Annotated in this window: 19 protein-coding genes; 15 read left to right on the top strand and 4 right to left on the bottom strand. The window is 62.5% G+C overall.

Annotated elements, in window-relative coordinates:
* Nucleotides 1-229 precede the first annotated feature (229 nt).
* The 6 genes from JQ558_RS12480 to JQ558_RS12455 all read left to right on the top strand — a co-directional run bounded on the left by JQ558_RS12480 (nucleotide 230) and on the right by JQ558_RS12455 (nucleotide 5895).
* The gene (locus tag JQ558_RS12480) at nucleotides 230-760 is read left to right on the top strand and encodes a DedA family protein (RefSeq protein WP_192740860.1); all 531 of its coding nucleotides are present in this window, start codon (nucleotides 230-232) and stop codon (nucleotides 758-760) included.
* Between the two features lie 217 nt (nucleotides 761-977).
* Nucleotides 978-1967, top strand: coding sequence for an MBL fold metallo-hydrolase (locus JQ558_RS12475; protein WP_212208773.1), 990 nt, complete (start codon nucleotides 978-980; stop codon nucleotides 1965-1967).
* Between the two features lie 260 nt (nucleotides 1968-2227).
* A complete protein-coding gene (locus tag JQ558_RS12470; RefSeq protein WP_212208771.1) occupies nucleotides 2228-2923 on the top strand; it encodes an FMN-binding negative transcriptional regulator in 696 nt (231 codons plus the stop codon).
* Nucleotides 2920-3897, top strand: coding sequence for an N-acetyl-gamma-glutamyl-phosphate reductase (gene argC / locus JQ558_RS12465; protein ID WP_212208770.1), 978 nt, complete (start codon nucleotides 2920-2922; stop codon nucleotides 3895-3897). The genes JQ558_RS12470 and argC overlap by 4 nt, the downstream gene beginning before the upstream one ends.
* Nucleotides 3898-4091: 194 nt before the next feature.
* Nucleotides 4092-4685 carry a class I SAM-dependent methyltransferase gene (locus JQ558_RS12460; protein ID WP_312014848.1) on the top strand — a complete coding sequence of 198 codons (594 nt, stop codon included), beginning with the start codon at nucleotides 4092-4094 and terminating at the stop codon, nucleotides 4683-4685.
* A 28-nt stretch (nucleotides 4686-4713) separates the two neighbouring features.
* A complete protein-coding gene (locus JQ558_RS12455; RefSeq protein ID WP_249142443.1) occupies nucleotides 4714-5895 on the top strand; it encodes an MFS transporter in 1182 nt (393 codons plus the stop codon).
* A gap of 21 nt (nucleotides 5896-5916) precedes the next feature.
* Here JQ558_RS12455 and JQ558_RS12450 read toward each other — a convergent pair whose 3' ends face one another.
* Nucleotides 5917-6315 carry an MAPEG family protein gene (locus JQ558_RS12450; protein WP_212208766.1) on the bottom strand — a complete coding sequence of 133 codons (399 nt, stop codon included), beginning with the start codon at nucleotides 6313-6315 and terminating at the stop codon, nucleotides 5917-5919.
* Nucleotides 6316-6386: 71 nt separating this feature from the next.
* The gene (locus JQ558_RS12445; RefSeq protein WP_212293799.1) at nucleotides 6387-8192 is read right to left on the bottom strand and encodes an alpha/beta hydrolase; all 1806 of its coding nucleotides are present in this window, start codon (nucleotides 8190-8192) and stop codon (nucleotides 6387-6389) included.
* A 299-nt stretch (nucleotides 8193-8491) separates the two neighbouring features.
* On the opposite strand from JQ558_RS12445, the gene JQ558_RS12440 reads away from it, so the two are divergent.
* The 6 genes from JQ558_RS12440 (at nucleotide 8492) to JQ558_RS12415 (ending at nucleotide 14073) form a co-directional block, all read left to right on the top strand.
* Nucleotides 8492-8782, top strand: a complete 291-nt coding sequence (locus JQ558_RS12440) for a hypothetical protein (RefSeq protein WP_212273814.1) — start codon at nucleotides 8492-8494, stop codon at nucleotides 8780-8782.
* Between the two features lie 279 nt (nucleotides 8783-9061).
* On the top strand, nucleotides 9062-10282 hold the full coding sequence (locus tag JQ558_RS12435; protein ID WP_212273740.1) for an LL-diaminopimelate aminotransferase: 1221 nt from the start codon (nucleotides 9062-9064) through the stop codon (nucleotides 10280-10282).
* A gap of 79 nt (nucleotides 10283-10361) precedes the next feature.
* Nucleotides 10362-11681, top strand: coding sequence for a homoserine dehydrogenase (locus tag JQ558_RS12430; protein ID WP_212293798.1), 1320 nt, complete (start codon nucleotides 10362-10364; stop codon nucleotides 11679-11681).
* A 107-nt stretch (nucleotides 11682-11788) separates the two neighbouring features.
* Nucleotides 11789-12787, top strand: coding sequence for a class II fructose-bisphosphatase (glpX, locus tag JQ558_RS12425; protein WP_192740849.1), 999 nt, complete (start codon nucleotides 11789-11791; stop codon nucleotides 12785-12787).
* Between the two features lie 11 nt (nucleotides 12788-12798).
* The gene (locus JQ558_RS12420; protein WP_212208760.1) at nucleotides 12799-13248 is read left to right on the top strand and encodes a GNAT family N-acetyltransferase; all 450 of its coding nucleotides are present in this window, start codon (nucleotides 12799-12801) and stop codon (nucleotides 13246-13248) included.
* A 105-nt stretch (nucleotides 13249-13353) separates the two neighbouring features.
* Complete coding sequence (locus tag JQ558_RS12415) at nucleotides 13354-14073, top strand: haloacid dehalogenase type II (RefSeq protein ID WP_212293797.1); 720 nt, start codon at nucleotides 13354-13356, stop codon at nucleotides 14071-14073.
* A 149-nt stretch (nucleotides 14074-14222) separates the two neighbouring features.
* Here JQ558_RS12415 and JQ558_RS12410 read toward each other — a convergent pair whose 3' ends face one another.
* A complete protein-coding gene (locus tag JQ558_RS12410) occupies nucleotides 14223-15308 on the bottom strand; it encodes a methyl-accepting chemotaxis protein (protein WP_212293796.1) in 1086 nt (361 codons plus the stop codon).
* Nucleotides 15309-15551: 243 nt separating this feature from the next.
* Nucleotides 15552-15686 carry a hypothetical protein gene (locus tag JQ558_RS37850; RefSeq protein ID WP_283814169.1) on the bottom strand — a complete coding sequence of 45 codons (135 nt, stop codon included), beginning with the start codon at nucleotides 15684-15686 and terminating at the stop codon, nucleotides 15552-15554.
* Nucleotides 15687-15968: 282 nt separating this feature from the next.
* Between JQ558_RS37850 and JQ558_RS12405 the strand changes: the two genes are divergently transcribed.
* The 3 genes from JQ558_RS12405 to JQ558_RS12395 all read left to right on the top strand — a co-directional run bounded on the left by JQ558_RS12405 (nucleotide 15969) and on the right by JQ558_RS12395 (nucleotide 18825).
* Nucleotides 15969-16394, top strand: coding sequence for a hypothetical protein (locus tag JQ558_RS12405; protein ID WP_212208751.1), 426 nt, complete (start codon nucleotides 15969-15971; stop codon nucleotides 16392-16394).
* Between the two features lie 202 nt (nucleotides 16395-16596).
* Nucleotides 16597-17637, top strand: coding sequence for an HD-GYP domain-containing protein (locus JQ558_RS12400; RefSeq protein ID WP_212208749.1), 1041 nt, complete (start codon nucleotides 16597-16599; stop codon nucleotides 17635-17637).
* Between the two features lie 81 nt (nucleotides 17638-17718).
* Nucleotides 17719-18825, top strand: a complete 1107-nt coding sequence (locus JQ558_RS12395; RefSeq protein WP_212293795.1) for a DUF2336 domain-containing protein — start codon at nucleotides 17719-17721, stop codon at nucleotides 18823-18825.
* Nucleotides 18826-18851: the final 26 nt, after the last annotated feature.

Below are 18851 nucleotides of genomic sequence, written 5' to 3'. Positions count from 1 at the left end.
TGATACCTGGTGCATGATCGCCGCGAACCGCGCCCTTACCGATTTTGTGGGGAAATTCCCCGTTTTGGGTAGGGAAAGCGGGCGGGGGGCGCGAGCGGGCGTTGAAATCACGCCCAGTGTCCGCCTTTGTGACTTGAAGTCACGCAACGGGCTGGCGTACCTGTTCCAAGGCCATGGGCCCGCGGGTTTGATTCAATGGCCGGATTTGGGGCTGGAAGGCGTTTAAGGGATGCAAGATTTTGCGCGCGCCCTGGCTGATTTCGTGCGCGATCATCAGGCCTGGGCAGCACCGATTGTGCTGCTGCTGGCGTTCGGCGAATCGCTGGCGTTCGTTTCACTGGTCGTTCCGGCCTGGGGGGCTCTGGTCGCGATCGGCGCCCTGATGGGCGTCAGCGGCATCAACTTCTGGCCGATCTGGATCGCCGGCGGCATTGGGGCGGGGCTCGGCGACTGGGTCTCCTACTGGGTCGGCTTTAAATACAAGGAGCAGGTGGCCCAGATCTGGCCGCTGTCGCGCTATCCGGAAATCCTGCCGCGCGGCGAGGCTTTCGTGAAAAAGTGGGGCGTGCCCTCGATTTTCATCGGGCGGTTCTTCGGACCGTTGCGGGCGTCGGTGCCGCTCGCCGCCGGCATTTTCGAGATGCCCTATTGGCCATTCCAGATCGCCAATTTCGTCTCCGCGCTGGTCTGGTCGGCAGCGTTGTTGCTGTTTGGCGACGTGATCGCTCACATCATCGAATGGGTGTGGCGGTTGTTGTGAACGCAGACGCTCGCGCTGCCGGAATAAGCCGGCGGGGGCAGGGGTTAGCTCTCATGATGGGGAACACCGGGCTTGCCTGCCGTCGCACCGCCGTCATCGCGTTAGCATTGAAACGCTGATAGAAGCGGCGGCAACCAGGGCCGAGAATCACACGGACACGTCAACAAAGCGGGAAATCCCGCGAACCGCATTCATCGTCTCACTGGGAGGACATCACATGGATTTGACACGACGTCACGCACTCGCTGGAGCTGCGGCTCTCGCTGCTTCGCCTCTGTTGCCCAGCATGCCGGCCAAGGCGGCCGCGCCGGTCGCCGAGAAGCAAGCGCCGAGTTTCTATCGTTACAAGGTCGGCGACGCCCAGGTGAACGTCATCTCCGACGGCGTCAACAACTTCGCGCTGGGCGACACATTCGTGCTCAACGTCAAGAAGGACGAAGTCAACGCCGCGCTCGAAAAGGCGTTCATGCCGAAAGACAAGATCAGCATCCAGTTCGCGCCGCTCGTGATCAATACCGGCGGCAAGCTTGTCGTCATCGACACCGGCAACGGCCCGGGCGCTTTCGCCTCGAGCAAGGGCAATGTCGGACAGTTCGCCAGCAACATGGTCGCCGCCGGGCTCGACCCCAAGGCCGTCGACATGGTGGTAATCTCGCACTTCCACGGCGACCACATCAACGGCCTCTTGACCGCGGACAACGTGCTGGCATTCCCGAATGCCGAGGTGCTGGTGCCGGCCGCCGAGTGGAAATACTTCATGGACGACGGCGAGATGGGCAAGCAGACCACGGAGCGCATGAAGGGCGTGTTCGCCAACGCGCGCCGCGTGTTTGACGCCGGGCTGAAGAAGAAGGTCACGCCTTACGAAATGGGCAAGGACGTCGCCCCCGGGCTGCAGGCGATGGCTACCCACGGTCACACGCCGGGCCACACCTCGTATGTCCTGTCGTCCGGTTCGGACAAGGTCTTCATCCAGTCCGACGTCACCAACCTGCCGGCGCTGTTCGTCACCAATCCGGGCTGGCACCTGATGTTCGATCAGGACCCGGCCATGGCAGAAGCCACCCGCCGCAAGGTCTACGACATGCTGGTTGCCGACAAGATGCGGGTCCAGGGCTTCCATTATCCGTTCCCGGCCAATGGCTTTGTCGAAAAGGACGGAACTGGATACCGGCTGGTGCCGGCGCCGTGGAATCCGGTGATCTAGCTCGTCTGCTGACCGTTGACCAAAGGCCGCCCTGGGGCGGCCTTTGTGTTTTGGCTTGACCCTGAAACCGGGCGGCCTTATAGCCCCGCCATGATCAACGCTTCGACCAGCCTCATCGCCCGCCGCCGCCGCATTCTCGCGGTACGGGCGGTTGTCTGCGTTTAAGATCATCGCCTCTGCCGCCGGATACGATCCGCGGCTCTTTCCCTTCAAGACACGCGGTTTGATCTGGCGGCTCCTACGTCAAGCAGGAGTTTGAAATGTATACGCCGCCTCCGTTCAAGCCCGACCGTGCCGCCAGCCTGGCGTTTGCGGAAGCGCGCGGCTTTGGCCTCGTCTGCGCGTGGGATGGCGCCAAGCCGATTGCCTCGCCGCTGCCGTTCTATCTCGGCTTTGCCGATGACGGGACGCCGCGCGCGCTGTTTCATGTTGCCCGTCATAATCCACTGGTAAAGCTCGCCGGCGGGACCTCGTCCTGGCTGCTGGCCGTCAACGGCGCGGATGCCTATGTATCGCCCGACTGGTACGTCTCGCCCGATCAAGTGCCGACCTGGCTCTACCAGGCCGTGCACCTGACAGGCACGGTACGGGCACTGTCCGACGACGAACTGGCCGAGCAGATCGATACGCTCAGCGCCAAGTTCGAAAACAGGCTGTTGCCGAAGAAGCCCTGGTTGTCGTCGAAGATGACGGCCGGGCGGCTGGACGCAATGAAGAAGGCGATCGTGGGTCTGGTGATGACGGTTGAGGAAATCGAGGGCAGCTTCAAATTGAACCAGCACAAATCCGACGCGGACTACTCAGCCATCAGCAATGCGCTGGCGTCACAGGGTGACGCTGATGCAGCCGGGATCGCAGGACTGATGCGCGAGGCGCGCCCGCAAGCCTTCATGACCGACATTACCGACACAGCAGCAGCGAACGAAACGACGACGCTTGAAAGGAACGCGCCATGACCCTGACCGATATCAAGCCGCACACGACCGGCGACACCAGGAAGCCCACCATCTTTGTCGATGGCGCGTCCGGAACGACGGGCCTTGGCATTCAGGAGCGGCTGCGCCTGCAGGGCGACGTCGCGCTCAAGAGCATTGCCGAGGACAAGCGCAAGGACGCCGGAGCCAAGCGGGCGCTGATGGAGGAGGTGGATCTCGTGATCCTCTGCCTGCCGGACGATGCGGCGAAGGAAACCGTGGCGTTGATCGACGGCATGGGCGCCAAGGGACCCAAGGTGCTCGACGCCTCGACGGCGTTTCGCGTCGCGCCCGACTGGACCTATGGTTTTGCGGAACTCGCGCCTGACCAGGCCGACAAGATCAAGGCGGCACGGAAGGTCTCGAACCCGGGCTGCTATCCAACAGGCGGGATCGCCCTGCTGCGCCCGCTCGTGGACGCGGGACTGCTGCCGTCGGACTATCCCGTCACCATCAATGCGGTCAGCGGTTATTCCGGCGGCGGCAAGTCGATGATCGAAAGTTTCGAAGGCGGCACCGCGCCGTCCTTTGAACTCTATGGTCTCGGCTTCGAGCACAAGCATCTGCCGGAGACGCAGCTGTACTCACGGCTCACGCGGCGGCCGATATTCGTTCCGTCGGTCGGCAACTACCGGCAGGGCATGCTGGTGTCGGTGCCGTTGCATCTCGACGCGCTCCCGGCCAAGCCCGATGGCGCGGCACTCCATGCCGCGCTGGCCAAGCGCTACGCCGGCAGCAAATATGTTTCCGTGATGCCGCTCGAATACGCGACGTCAAAAACCGGACGGCTGGAACCCGAAGCGCTCAACGAGACCAACAAGCTCGAGCTCTACGTGTTTGCAAGCCAGCAGCATCCCCATGCCGTTCTGGTCGCGCGTCTCGACAATCTCGGCAAGGGCGCCTCCGGAGCCGCCGTGCAGAACATGCGGCTGATGCTGGGGTTGGCCGACAGCTAGGCCCAAAGCGCCTTACGCTCACGCCGGCATCACGCTATCAGCGCGATGCCGGCGCTGCCGCCCGTTCGGCCGTCGGGGCTTGCGAGCGCATCCCAGAACCGCAGAATCCATAGTTGCGTCCGGCGAAGGCAGGTCTAGTGTTTTTGCTGCAACACGCGGCTGATGCTGGGCCTCGCCGATTGCGAGAGGGATTCGTGGACGAGGCGACGCTTCAATTCTACCGCGGCCATGCCGAGGCTTACGCGGCGCGCGAGATCACCTCGCGTCGGGCAAGGCTGGAGGCGTTCCTTGCGCTGCTTCCACCTGGCACTGCCATTCTCGAACTCGGATGCGGCGCCGGCGGCGACACCGCGGAAATGCTGGCGCGGGGCTTCGACGTGTCGCCGACCGACGGATCGCCGGAAATGGCTGAGGTGGCGTCGCGCCGTCTTGGCCGCCCGGTCGGGACGCTGCTGTTTCATGACATCGACGCAGTCGGGACCTATGACGGCGTGTGGGCCAACGCCTGCCTGCTGCACGTTCCGCGCGATGACCTGGCGCAGGTGCTGTCGCTGATCTGGCGCGCGCTGAAACCCGGCGGCGCTTTCTTTGCCAGCTTCAAGACCGGTGACGCCGAAGGCCGCGACACGCTAGGCCGCTACTACAATTACCCGTCGCCTGATTGGCTGCGCGAAACCTACGCCAGCGCGGGCAACTGGAATTCGCTTGAAATCGAGACCGGCGAGGTCATCGGCTTCGACAACCAGTGGGCCCCGATGCTGTTTGTCGTGGCCCGGAAAAGCCTCTGATCTGATGATCCCCGAGTCCGGCAAGTCAATGTTCCGCGTCCTGGTCGTTCTCGCGATTACGCAGGTCATCGGATGGGGCACGATCGGACTGCTTGCGGTCGTCGGCGGGCAGGTCGCCGCCGATCTTCACATGGACATCTCAGCGGTGTTTGCCGGCAACTCGATCTTCTATGTCCTGATGGGTCTGTGCGCTCCTGTCCTGGCAAAGCCGTTCACGCAATTTGGTGCCCGCCGGGTGATGATTGCAGGCACCGTCATCGGTGCGCCGGGCTTCGTTTTGCTGTCGTTCGCGCAGGGCCCGATACAGTTTTTCGCGGCGTGGGTGATCCTCGGCGCGGCCGGCAGCGCCACGCTGGCCACCGCCGCCTACATCTTGCTCAACGAGATCGCCGGGCGCGATGCGAAGCGTGGCATCGGCGCCATGATGCTGGTGACCGGGCTTTCCAGCAGTGTTTTTTGGCCTACCACGTCGTTTCTGTCAGAAGCTGTGGGCTGGCGCGGAACCTGTCTGGTCTATTGCGGCATGCTGCTGCTGTTGTGCCTGCCGCTGTATTATTTCGGATTACCGCGTCGACCCGAACGGGCCGGTGAAGCTGTCGCCACAGCGTTGCCGGCGAGCGCGTCGCCGATCGTGTTGAAAAGCACCTTCTACCTGATCCTGGTGGCTCTCGCGTTCAATGCGTTCGTTTCCTTCGGATTCAGCGCGGTCATGATCGAGCTTCTGAAAGCGGAGGGCCTGTCGCCGGCGACGGCCGTTACCTTCGGCTCGATGCTTGGCGTGATCCAGGTCAGCGCGCGGGGACTCGATTTCCTTGGTGGCGGGCGGTGGGACGGGATCACGACGGCACTGTTTGCCGGCTCGGCCATTCCCGTGGCGATGTTGTTTCTGATGGTCGGCGGCGGATCGCATTGGGCGATCGCGGCCTTCATTCTGCTGTACGGCATGGGCAGCGGCGCGTTCGCGGTCGCCCGTGCGACCATACCGCTGGTGTTCTACGACCAGGCCGAATTCGCCAAGGCGACCTCGCGGCTGGCGTTGCCGCTAAATATCATTTCCGCAGCTTCGCCCCCGCTTCTCGTCGGCCTGCTGACGAATGTCGGCAGCAACGCGCTGCTTGGCGTTGCCATGGCATGTTCGTGCGGGGCGCTCCTGATCCTGCTTCGGCTCAGGAAGCTTCGCCCGGCGATCGCTGCAATTGCCGCGGGTTGATGGAGATGCGGGGGCCGGCGCTCAAAGCACCTGGAAAATCGCCAGCGCCAGCACGGCCTGCGCGAGGAAGCCGACGGTGAAGGCGAGCGTCCGGAACACCGGCAGGCCGAGCGTGTAGACGATCAGATGCGCGACGCGGGACCAGAAATAGACCATGCAGGCCATCACGGTCCATTTGGTGGAATAGTCGGCCAGGTTGAGGATCAGCACCAGGGGGGCGAAGATGATGAGGTTCTCGACCGCGTTGTCATGCGCGAACATCAGCCGGTTGGCCCATTCCGAATGCGGCTTGTCGTTGCGCGAGGGGTTGGCCATGGCGCCGGAAAGGCCGCGGATCTGACAGCGGTTGATGATGTAGGGGACCCACAGTAGGCCGGTCAAAATCACCGTCAGCGCAAGCCAGAACAATTCACGCGTCATGGTTTCCCCCTCATTCGATTTTCGAATCCCGATACGGGATATCAGCTTATAGCCAACCCCGCGGGCTTGCGCTACGCGCGGACCCGAACGTAGCTGCCGGGCGCATCCTCGATCGGCGGCATCGCCTCGGAGCCGACCGCGCGCGCGGGCACCATCTCCGCGTCGAGACCCTCCAGCCATTGACGCCAGTCCGGCCACCACGATCCCTTGTGCTCGGTGGCGTTTTTGAGCCACTCGGCCAGCGTGACGTCCTTGATGTTGTCGTTGGTCCAGTACTGATATTTTCCGGACACCGGCGGATTGACCACGCCGGCGATGTGGCCGGATCCGGACAGCACGTATTTGACCGGCCCGCCGAAGAACTGCGAGCCGTACAGCACCGAATCCGCGGGCGCGATGTGATCTTCGCGCGTCGCCAGATTATAGACCGGCACCTTGACCTTCGAGAGGTCGAGCAGCGTGTTATCAAGCACCATGCTGCCGGTGGACAGCCGGTTCTCCAGGTAGCAATTGCGCAAGTAGAAGGAATGGTTGGCTGCCGGCATTCGCGTCGCGTCCGAATTCCAGTGCAGCAGGTCGAAGGAGGAGGGCGGTTGTCCCTTCAGGTAATTGCTGACGACGTAGGACCAGATCAGGTCGTTCGAGCGCAGCATGTTGAAGGCCATCGCCATCTTGCTGCCTTCGAGCACGCCGGCTTCCTGCATGTCGCGCTCGAGCGCCGAGATCTGGCCTTCGTCGACGAACACAAGCAGATCGCCGGCATGGGTGAAGTCGACCTGGGCCGCAAAGAACGTCGCCGAGGTGACGCGCACGCGGCGCTTTTCGGCGAGCCACGCCAGCGTCGAGGCGAGCAGGGTGCCGCCGACGCAATAGCCCGCGGTATGAACCTTCATCTCGCCCGTGACCTTTTCGATGACGTCCATCGCGGTCAGCGGTCCCTGCCTCATGTAGTCGTCAAATGTCTTCTTGCCGAGTTCCTTGTCTGGATTGACCCAGGAGATCACGAACACGGTGATGCCCTGATCGACGCACCATTTGATGTAGGATTTTTCCGGCTTGAGATCGAGGATGTAGAATTTGTTGATCCAGGGCGGCACGATCAGCAGCGGCGTGCGCAGCACGGTCTCCGTGGTGGGCGTGTACTGGATCAGCTGCATCAGTTCGTTCTGGAAGATCACCTTGCCCGGCGTCGTCGCCATGTTGACGCCGACCACGAGGTTGGTGGGATCGGACTGGCGGATGCGCAGCGTGCCGCGGCCGGCTTCGATGTCCTCGGCCAGCATCTTCATGCCGCGCACCAGATTGTCGCCGTTCGACGCCAGCGTCTCGCGCAGCACTTCCGGATTGGTGAAGACGAAATTCGACGGCGAGATCGCATTGCTGATCTGCTGGACGTAGAATTCGGCCTTCTTGCGCGTGTGCGGATCGATGCCTTCGGCGTTCTTCACCAGTTCCTGCGCCCATTGCGTGGTGAGCAGGTAAAGCTGCATCACGAAGTCGAAGAACTTGTTGGTCTTCCACTCCGGATCCTTGAATCGCTTGTCGCGCGGCGACGGCTCGATCGCGGGCGGGGCCTCTTCGCCGGCCATGCGGCGCACCGTCGAGCCCCAGAGATCGAGATAGGCTTTGGCCATCTTGACCTGCAGATCGGACGCCCGCTCTTTGTCCGAAAGCCAGTATTCGGCGACCGTGCTGAAGGTCTTGATCACCTCGGCGATCTCATTCGGCGGTTTGTCCTTCAGCTCACCGTTTTCGCGCGGCTTCAGGTAGGCCGCGAGCGCCTGGCCACTGCTCTCCATGGCCCTGGCGATGTTCATGGCGAAGGCTTCAGCGTTGAACGATTTCGCAGCGTGGATTTCGGTGTTAACGTCGGTCATGTCAGGGACACTATAACTTCATTTCGAGTTCGTCACCGCGCCTGACGGCGGCGGTAGGTTTGGGTTAATCCTGTTGCACTGCGATAAAATTTCTCCGTTCGGACACATTGAAGCCGCACCGCTTGAGTTACCTGTTCTGGCTTTAATCGTTTCGGGCGACAATGGTTTGAAGGGTTGCGGAGAATTTGACGCAGCTCGACGACCCGGCGCGCTGCAAGGCGCATACCAACAGCTCTTGCCAACGCGCGCTGTGCAAACGATCTAAGGCAACGGGACAGGTATTGGGGACTTCCGGACGGATGCCGGTGAATCGGATGATAAGGCTGTGGTCGATGGCCGCGCTGTTCGCAACCGCGCTCGCGGTCAGCGGCTGCTCGACTTCGATCGCGGATTTGCCAGGTGTCGGCGTGCCGGGCGAGGCGCCCGCGCGTCCGAAGGAAGCCGGGGGCTACCTGCCGGTCCACGACCTGCCGCCGGAGCGCGACGAGGCGGTCATCAAGCCGGCGGAGCAGGCCAAGATCGAGGCCGAACTGCGTGCCGCGCGGGATCGCCAGGCGGCCGCGGCCGCAGCAAACCCTGCCGCCAAATAAGCTGTCTGTTTTTTAAGCGTTTCGTGACGCGATCCGGCTACCGCCCCCAAATGAAGTCCCGGCAGGCTTTCGCTTGAAACGCTATAGTCTCTGGCGCTGCGGGACGCCCGTGCTAAAAGAGCCTTAATTCAACCGCATCACGGTCCGGCACTCAGGATGCTGCGCCTGAATTCGCTCTAAATCATTGATTGAGCGCGAGTTTTGGACGAAGCCGAATTCGGCTTCGAAAACCGCAGATTCTGTCGATTCTGTCCCGCTGGTCGTCGGAGCAAGGGTCCCATGGAAGATTTCTACCGCATCCGCCGTCTGCCGCCTTACGTGTTCGAACAGGTCAACCGGGCCAAGGCGGCCGCGCGGAACGCGGGTGCCGACATCATCGACCTCGGCATGGGCAACCCGGATTTGCCGACGCCGGCTCATGTGATCGAGAAGCTGAAGGATACGCTGGGCAAGCCGCGGACCGACCGTTATTCGGCCTCGCGCGGTATTACCGGGCTCCGCAAGGCGCAGGCCGGCTATTACGCGCGCCGGTTCGGCGTCAAGCTCAACCCGGAAACCCAGGTCGTCGCGACCCTGGGCTCCAAGGAAGGCTTTGCCAATGTGGCGCAGGCGATCACCGCGCCCGGCGATGTCGTGCTGTGCCCCAATCCGAGCTATCCCATTCACGCCTTCGGCTTCCTGATGGCGGGCGGCGTGATCCGCTCGGTACCGTCGGAGCCGACGCCGCAATTCTTCGAAGCGGTGGAGCGCGCGATCATCCATTCGATCCCGAAGCCGATCGCGCTGATCGTCTGCTATCCGTCCAATCCGACCGCCTATGTCGCCGACCTCGATTTCTACAAGGATCTGGTGGCGTTCGCGAAGAAGCACGAGATCTTCATCCTGTCGGATCTGGCCTACGCCGAAGTCTATTTCGACGACAAGAACCCGCCGCCCTCGGTGTTGCAGGTTCCCGGCGCGATCGACGTCACCGTCGAATTCACCTCGATGTCGAAGACGTTTTCGATGGCGGGCTGGCGCATGGGCTTTGCCGTCGGCAATGAGCGGATCATCGCCGCGCTGGCGCGGGTGAAATCCTATCTCGATTACGGCGCGTTCACGCCGGTCCAGGTCGCGGCCACCGCTGCCTTGAATGGCCCGGATGATTGCATTCGCGAAATGCGCGACACCTACCGCAAGCGCCGCGACGCGCTGGTGGAAAGTTTTGGCCGCGCGGGATGGGATATTCCGCCGCCGGCCGCCTCGATGTTCGCCTGGGCGCCGCTGCCGAAAGCCTTTGAGGGCGTCGGCAGCATGCAGTTCGCCACCCTGATGGTGGAGAAATCGGGCGTGGTGGTGTCGCCCGGGGTTGCCTTCGGCGAGCACGGCGAGGGCTATGTCCGCATCGCCATGGTGGAAAACGAGCAGCGTATTCGCCAGGCCGCGCGCGGCGTGCGGCGCTTCCTTGAAAGCGGCATTGAAACGTTGCACAACGTGGTTCCTCTCGCCAACCGGCGGTAGGCATGATCCCGAAAAGCGGACTTCCGGTTTTCGGAACCAGATCGTGCTTGGTTAGCTCTCTTCGGCAGGTTTTTTGGTCATGGTCGCACCCCTGAAAGTGGGCATCGCGGGGCTCGGCACTGTTGGCGCCGAAGTCGTCCGCCTCATCGAAGCACAGGCGCGCACCCTATCGGCGCGCAGTGGACGCGGCGTGAAGGTCGTCGCCGTCACCGCGCGCTCCAAGGTGAAGAAGCGCAAGCTCGATCTGCGCGGCATCGAATGGGTCAAAAGCCCGCTGGCGCTGGCCAATCACCCCGGCATCGATTGCTTCGTCGAACTGATGGGCGGTTCCGGCGATCCGGCGCTGTCGGCGATCGAAGCCGCGCTCAAATCAGGCAAGTCGGTGGTGACCGCCAACAAGGCGCTGATCGCCAAGCACGGCGTGCGGCTGGCGAAGGCCGCCGAGAAGCATGGCGGTGCGCTGAACTACGAGGCGGCGGTGGGGGCTGCGATCCCCGTCATCAAGACCCTGCGCGAGGGGCTGGCCGGCACGTCAGTCAATCGCGTCTATGGCATCCTCAACGGCACCTGCAATTACATCCTGACCCGGATGGAGCAGGAGGGCCTGTCGTTTGCCGAATGCCTGAAGGACGCGCAGCGGCTCGGCTATGCCGAGGCCAATCCGTCGTTCGACGTCGATGGCCACGACACCGCCCAAAAGCTTGCGATCCTGGCCAGCCTCGCGTTCGGCACGAAGGTTGCACAGAGCGCGGTGTACGTCGAAGGAATCTCCTCGATCGCGCCGGAAGATCTGCGCGCCGCTGAGGAACTCGGCTATCGGGTCAAATTGCTTGGGGTCGCGGTGCGGACGGCGAAGGGTATCGAACAGCGCGTGCATCCGACCATGGTGCCGAAATCCTCCTCGATTGCGCAAGTCATGGGCGTCACCAACGCCGTCACCATCGACGGCGAGGGCATTCCGCCGATCACGCTGGTCGGCCCGGGCGCCGGAGGTGCGGCTACCGCGTCCGCCGTCGTTGCCGACATCGCCGATGTCGCGCGCGGGATTCGCGCCACGCCGTTTGGACGCCCGGTGGAGCGCCTGCGCGCCACCACAAAAGCGCCGATGGAACGCCATGAGGGCGGCTATTATATCCGCCTGATGGCGCGCGACCTGGCTGGAACCGCGGCCACCATCGCGACCCGTCTGGCGGAACAGAAGATATCGCTGGAATCGATCGTACAGCGTCATCCCGACGGCGTTGACGCCAACGGGTCGACCAAGAAAGCGTCACCGGTTCCGGTTATTCTGATTACGTATGCAACGTCGGAAGATGCGGTCTATCGTGCGCTGGAAGCGGTGCAGCGCGACAAGGTGATCAGCGGCCGGCCGCAGGTGATACGGATTGAGAAGAACTAGCGCGATTCCCGTGATCGCGCGTACGCGCGGTCCACGGATTGTGCGCCACAAAGAAACGAATAGGCGGACCGAATGGTCCGCTGTGAAGACTCAAAGGAGTGCTTGGTATGTCGACCCATATTTCCGTTCCGCCGCAGCTATTGCTCGAGCGCATTCTCACGCTTGAAATCGTGCGGGTAACGGAACGCGCTGCGGTTTCGGCCGCGCGTTTGCGCGGCCACGGCCAGGAAAAGGCGGCCGACCAGGCTGCGGTCGACGCGATGCGGCGCGAACTCAACAAGCTGCCGATCGAAGGCACCATCGTGATCGGCGAGGGCGAGCGCGACGAGGCGCCGATGCTGTTTATCGGCGAGAAGGTGGGCCTCAACGCCGGCCCGCAGGTCGACATCGCCGTGGATCCGCTCGAAGGCACCACGCTGTGCGCCAAGAACATGCCGGGCGCGATCGCGACCATGGCGATGGCCGATGGCGGCACGCTGCTGCACGCGCCCGACGTCTACATGCAAAAGCTCGCGGTCGGTCCCGGTTACGCCAAGGGCGTGGTCGAACTGGACGCTTCGCCCGCCGACAATGTGCGCCGGCTCGCCAAAGCAAAGGGCGTCGATCCCGCGGCCATCACCGTGCTGGTGCTCGATCGTCCGCGCCACGCCGACATCATTGCCGGCGTTCGCAGCACGGGCGCCGCGGTGCGGCTGATCACCGACGGCGACGTCGCCGGCGTAATCCATTGCGCCGACCCTGACAATACCGGCGTCGACATGTATATCGGCACGGGCGGTGCGCCCGAGGGCGTGCTGGCAGCAGCGGCGTTGCGCTGCATCGGCGGCCAGATGCAGTGCCGCCTGATCCTCGACTCCGAGGAAAAGCGCGAGCGCGCCCACAAGATGGGCGTCACCGACCCCAAGATGATTTATGGCATCGAGGACATGGCGCGGGGCGACTGCCTGTTCGCGGCGACCGGCGTTACCACCGGTTCCCTGCTCTCCGGCGTCAAGTTCCGCAAGGACGTCATCGAAACCGAAACCGTCGTGATGCGTTCGGTCACTGGTACTGTCCGCTACATCAAGGCCGAGCACCGGCAGCTGGACAAGTTCCACCTCGACTGAGGAACATGCATATGGCTGGAGAAATCATCATCCGGCCGATCGGCGAAGACGAACGCGCGGCGTGGAATCCGCTGTGGGACAGCTATCTCGCCTTCTACAAGACGGCGCTGACGCAGGACGTCAGCGATCTTGCCTGGTCGCGGTTTCACGATCCGGACGAGACGATGTTTGCGCTCGGCGGCTATGTCGATGGCCGGCTCGCCGGGTTCGCGCACTACCTGTTCCATCGCTCGACCTGGGCGCCGAAGCGATACTGTTACCTCGAAGATCTGTACGTCGCGGATGACGCGCGCCGCCATGGGCTCGGGCGTGCGCTGATCGAGGCGGTGTATCAAAAGGCCGAGGCGGCGGGGGCAAGCCGGGTCTATTGGCTGACGCAATCCAGCAACGCGCAGGCGCGTGCGCTCTACGACAAGGTTGCCGACAATCTCGGATTCATCCAATACCGAAAGGTGATTTAGTCGTCGTCGTTCCGGGGCGCGAAGCGAACCCGGAACCTCGAGATTCCGGGTCGCATGTTCGATGCGCCCCGGAATGACAACAACAACAAAAAACAGGGAGCAAGCATGTCCGATATTTCCGCCGTCAAGGCCCTGGTGTTCGATGTGTTCGGCACCGTCGTCGACTGGCGCAGCAGCCTGATCGCGGATTTTACAAAGTGGTCCGAGAAGCGCGGCATCGAGGCGGACTGGACCGCGCTCGTTGACGGCTGGCGCGCGGTCTATTCGGCCTCGATGGATGAAGTGAGAAAGCATCCCGAACGCGGCTACATGATCCTCGACACGCTGCACCGGCAATCGCTGGAAAAGCTGGTCGCGCAGCTCGGCATATCAGGCCTCGACGACGCCGATTTGCATTACCTCACCATGGGCTGGCACCGCCTGCATCCCTGGCCGGACAGCGTCGCCGGCCTGACGCGGCTGAAGACAAAATACATCATCTCGCCGCTGTCCAACGGCAACGTCGCGCTCTTGACCAACATGGCGAAATTCGCCGGCCTGCCGTGGGACCTGATCATGTCGGCCGAACTGTTCGAGCACTACAAGCCCGATCCCGAAACCTATCTCGGCGCGGCAAAACTGCTGTGTCTGCCGCCGGAGCAGGTGATGATGGTCGCCGCGCATAACCAGGATTTGAAAGCCGCGCAGAAGTACGGTTTGAAAACCGCCTTCGTCGCGCGCCCGACCGAATACGGCCCCCTGCAGAAATACGATTTCAAAGCCAAGGGCGACTGGGACATCGTCGCGAAGGATTTTGGCGGCATTGCCGACAGGATGGGGTGCTGACGCCTCTCGTGTCCCGGACGCGGTGCAGCGCTTCTTCAGCGGTGCACCGCAGAGCCGGGACCTGTTTCGTCGCCATGGGCCCCGGCTTAGCAGCGCACCGCTTAGCGCCGCGCAGCATCCGGGGCACATGCCACCCGTCTTCTTCGTTCTTATCCCGCGTTGCTCAATATCACCCCGTACCAGCCAAGCCCCCGATACGTCTCGTACCCCGGCGTCGCGTGAAACGCGACCAGCGTGCCTGATCGGTCCTGGTAGAAACCGCTGCGCCGTCCATCCAGTGAAAGCTGCACGCGCTCGCTGAGGATGCCCTGGCCGTCGGAGGCTGCGATGACGCGGAATTGCGAATCGACCAGCAGCACGCGGGCCTTGTCGGCGGCGCCGACGCGCACGCCCTGGACAATGGCGCGGGCCTGCGCTTCCCAATCGAAATGGATCGCCAGAATGCCGGTCGCGGCGGCATTCGCCCTGCCACCGGTGCGCACGCTGGCGCAATAGGTGGCGACCTGGGCATGGCCGAGCAGGGGCTGGGATTCGACGTCGCCTGCGACATAGTCGTCGCCCGTTCGCAAAGCCCGCGCGTCGCGAAACCATTTGGTCGACGCCACGTTTTGGCCGACGACGCCATAGCGATCCGCCCGGCCGTTGGCCAGCACGTTGCCGTCGAGGTCGCAGAGCCACAGATCCAGATACACGGTGTAGGCGCCAAGAATTACCGCGAGGCGCTCCGAGACATGCGCGACGGCCGAAGCATCGGGGGAGGCGGCGCAGTCGACGACGGCTGAATCGGTGGCCCACCAGCGCACGTCGCAGGTGCGCTCATAGAGGTTGCGGTCGATCAGTTCGATGGCGTTGAGCGACAGATCCACCATGCGCTCGCCGCGCGACCGGTCGCTCATTCGCGCGATCGAGTTCATCAGATCGCCGGTGCGGTTGGTGAGCTGGCTCTCGAGCTCCCGCGCAATGGTCTCGACCTGCTGTCCGACATTGCGGACTTCCTGCGCGACCACGGCAAAGCCGGCGCCTTGCGCGCCGGCGCGCGAGCTTTCGATCAACGCGTTCAGCGCCAGCATCTTCATCTGGTTGGTGATCTTCTGGATCGATCTGGTCTTGTCGCAGGCGACCTGGTTGACCTCGGCAGTGAGCCGCGAGATCAGCGCGGAGATGTCGGATTCATCCGTGTCGGTCGCTGAATAGGCCGCGGTTTTGGCGGTCGATCTTGCAAGCGCGACGGACATTTCGAATTTCCTCTGCCTTCGCCCCCTCGATCGATCTCCTGCAGAGCGAATCGGGATTTAGGTGGGCGCACGTTCCCTCCGTTGTCGCGAGTCTTGCCTAATAGGTGGTTTAATTTTGAGGTCCGCTTGGGTAGTTGTACGGAGGTGAATTGCACGTTGTTTGTGCAGGTCATTTTTTAGGCAGTGGCCGGGCTCCGCGGGATGCGAAGCCCGACGGGTGTGGTCGGGGTCGCCGGCGCTGGCTCAATAGATCTTCTTCGGGACCGAGGGCGGGGAAAAGGGATTGAACGGCAGGGTGCCGTTGCCCAGCTTGCCGCCGGTCACCGCGTCCAGTTTTTTTGCGGTCAGTTCGATCGGCTTTTCGTTCGCGCGTTCCATGTTGCTTCTCCTGTTGCTGTCCCGGTGCAACATTGCATCGGTCTGATCAGGACAATGACGGCTCGGCGACGGCGGCGCTGTTCCCTGGGTGACAATCGAAGCGGCAACAGCCGGCGGGCGGATTGGAGCCGACCTGTCCGACGTCGCTCGCAGAAGGCGCAATCCGTGCTGCGTGCTACTCCGACCAAAGCCCAATAGTGTGGCAGCTATCTTCCGGCGGATATTGCGGTAAGCTTTCGCCGGAAAAACCCGCGCCCGCTGGGCAAGAAAGGGTGGTCGATCATGCCAGATCCCGTCGCCTTGTTCGCCACCGTCGTTCTGCTGTTTCCGATGGGTTATTTCCTTTTGGCGGCGCCGGCCTTTCTGCTGGTGTCGCTCGACATCCCGCCGGTCACCCAGCTGTTGCGCGGCATGTTCAGTTCCTATTTCCTGATGGTGGCCATTGCCGGCGCCATCGGGACGGTCGCCGTTGGCTTGACGGGCCGGCTGTTTGTCGCCCTTGCTATTGCATCGATCGCGGCTTTCGCGGTCTGGACGCGCCGCTGGTTTCTGCAGCGGTGGGATGCGCAGCTCCGAGCCAGGGACGCCGGCGACGCCGAGGCGGTACGCCGGTTGCGGCGGCTGCACTGGGGCGGCATGCTGTGCAACGCGGCAGAACTCGCCGTTATCCTGATCAGCATTCCCTACGTCGTCGTCACGCCGGCTTGATCAGGGCCGCAGGGCGGTTCCGCCGTTCCATCACCCAACAAGGTTACGTAGAAGTCCGGAGCGAAGCCGGCTTCGTAGCAATCTCCCGTTAGGGAGGTTTGCGTACAATTGCGCGTTATTGATTGCATTGCTCGGAATGATTGTACGCCGTTACCTTCGCTGAACCGGAAAGACCGCAGAGGCGGCTTTCACAGGTGGCACCATGCTTGTTCATTTCGTGACGGATGAGCCTGCGAAAATTCCAGCCATCCGCGCGATGCTGGAACCGCAGTATGATGTTCAGTCCCAACTGCTGGGGGCCGCCAGCGCGAAGATCAGCTCAAGCGGCGTATTAATGATTGACGCCGATCTGCGCAAGCCAGTTCCTGTGGAACAGATTAAGCGCGTGCTGCAGGACCTGCGTAGCGCTTCGGAAAAGCTGTTTGTCGTTCAGAGCCATCTGCACCACATGGTGGCGCAGGCGTATGCACTTGGCGCGACCGCCGTGGTTTCGCGTCCAAAGGAAATCATTTCGAAACTGGAGCAAATCGACGTCGCCCAGAAAGCGGCGCAGGCCGGCATCGCCGTTGCATCCACCGAGATCACCAGTGGTGCGGCGGCCTTCGCATCCATGTTCTCGGCGATACGCGAGGGCAAACCGATAACGCTTTCGAGTGCCGAGGACGCCACATCGGAGATCATCAACGGTATCGAGCAAAACGGACTTGGCGTCTGGCTCGACGACGTGCGCCGCTATCACCAAGGCACGTTCCAGCACTGCCTGCTGGTAACGGGCGTGGCGGTCGGCTTCGCTCTGAGCATCAAGTTCTCCAACGCAGACGTAAAGCGGCTCGGATTGGCCGCCACGCTGCACGATGTCGGCAAGGCACGCATTCCCCTGGCTATTCTCGACAAGCCCGGACGTCTTGATCCGGACGAAGAAGAGATCATGAAGCGCCATCCGATTATCGGTTACGAACTATTGAAGGCTCTGCCGGGAATTAGCCCGGAGACTCTGGATGGCGTGAGGCACCATCACGAGTTTCTGGACGGCTCCGGTTATCCCGATGCGCTGACGGCGCCGGAGATTTCCGACCTCGTACGATTGCTGACGATATCCGACATCTTCGCCGCGCTCATCGAGGCGCGGCCATACAGACCGCCAATGTCCCGGCAGGATGCCTACAATATCCTGTGCGCCATGGATGGAAAGCTGGAACGGTCGCTCGTGAAGGCGTTTCAGAGCGTGGCGCTAAAGGCATGACCCACAACTGCAGAATGAGGTTTGCGCCGTTTTCTGCAAGGCAATTTCAGCCCGGACTTTTCACATGGAGCTAGACTAGTCATGGTTGCCGCAGCATCGCCGGATTCAACCGCGGAACTGACCGGTGCCGCCAAGGATGAGTCGGCCCAGCGGGATGCCCGAATTCTGAAGCAGGTGGCGGCCCTGTTCTTGTCCAATGTCGATCGCCTCCGTGAATCCCAGATAGCTGCGTTCGATGGCGTCCTGGTGCCCCTGATCGGGCGGATCGAGCCAGCAACGCTGGTCCATCTGAGCGAAGCCCTGTCCACGACAGATCTGGCGCCATGCGAGACCATCCGCAAGCTCGCGTTTCACGATGACCCCTTGGTGGCCGCGCCCGTTCTGCGAAACTCCAATCGTCTGTCGGAAGCGGACATTGTTGAAATCGTCCAGACCCGCAGTCAGCAGCATTTGTTGGCAATCTCCGGCAGAAATACTCTCAGCGAAACGCTGACCGATGCGCTGATGAGGCTTGGCGACGTCAGCGTCTCCAACGCACTGGCCCGAAATGCGGGAGCACGGTTCTCCGAATGCGGTTACGCGACACTTGTCGGAAGGGCGGAACGTGACGAAAGCCTCGCCGAAAAACTCGGCCTCCGCCTGGACATTCCTGCGAACTTGCTGCGCGAGCTGCTGACAAAGGCGACCGACATCGTGCGGGCGCGATTTTTGACGGCACCGCGACCGGCTGCGCAGGCGCGAGCGACGAACGCCAAACCGAACAGCGCTGCTCCGCGTAAGAAGATTGACTACACCCAGGCGCAGAGCGAGGTCCTGGCGCTCAATCGCGCCGGCAAGCTCAACGATTCAACAGTGAACCGGTTTGCGGTTCGGAGCGAATACATCCACGTGGTGGCGGCACTGTCATTGTTGTCTGAGGTGAAGATCGAGGCGATAGAGCCGTTGCTCGAACCCGAGCGGTTGTATGGACTGATCGTGGCGTGCAGGGCCAGCAGGTTAAGCTGGTCGACAATGACCATGATCATTCGCAATCGGCCCGGTTGTCCGCCTCCGACGCAACGCGAGCTTGATCAAGCTCACGAGGTATTTGACACCTTGTTGCTGTCTGTGGCGCAATGGACGGCGCGGTTCGGAGCCGATCGAATGGCGGCGAAGAAGATTGATTGTGCAACTGCTGTGTCACGGTAGCAAACGTAGCGGCAGCTCGTAGGATG

The sequence above is a fragment of the Bradyrhizobium sp. AUGA SZCCT0160 genome (assembly GCF_018130105.1).
Classification (GTDB): domain Bacteria; phylum Pseudomonadota; class Alphaproteobacteria; order Rhizobiales; family Xanthobacteraceae; genus Bradyrhizobium.
Note: the sequence above shows the minus strand (reverse complement) of the source record. Positions and strands in the feature narration are given on the sequence as shown.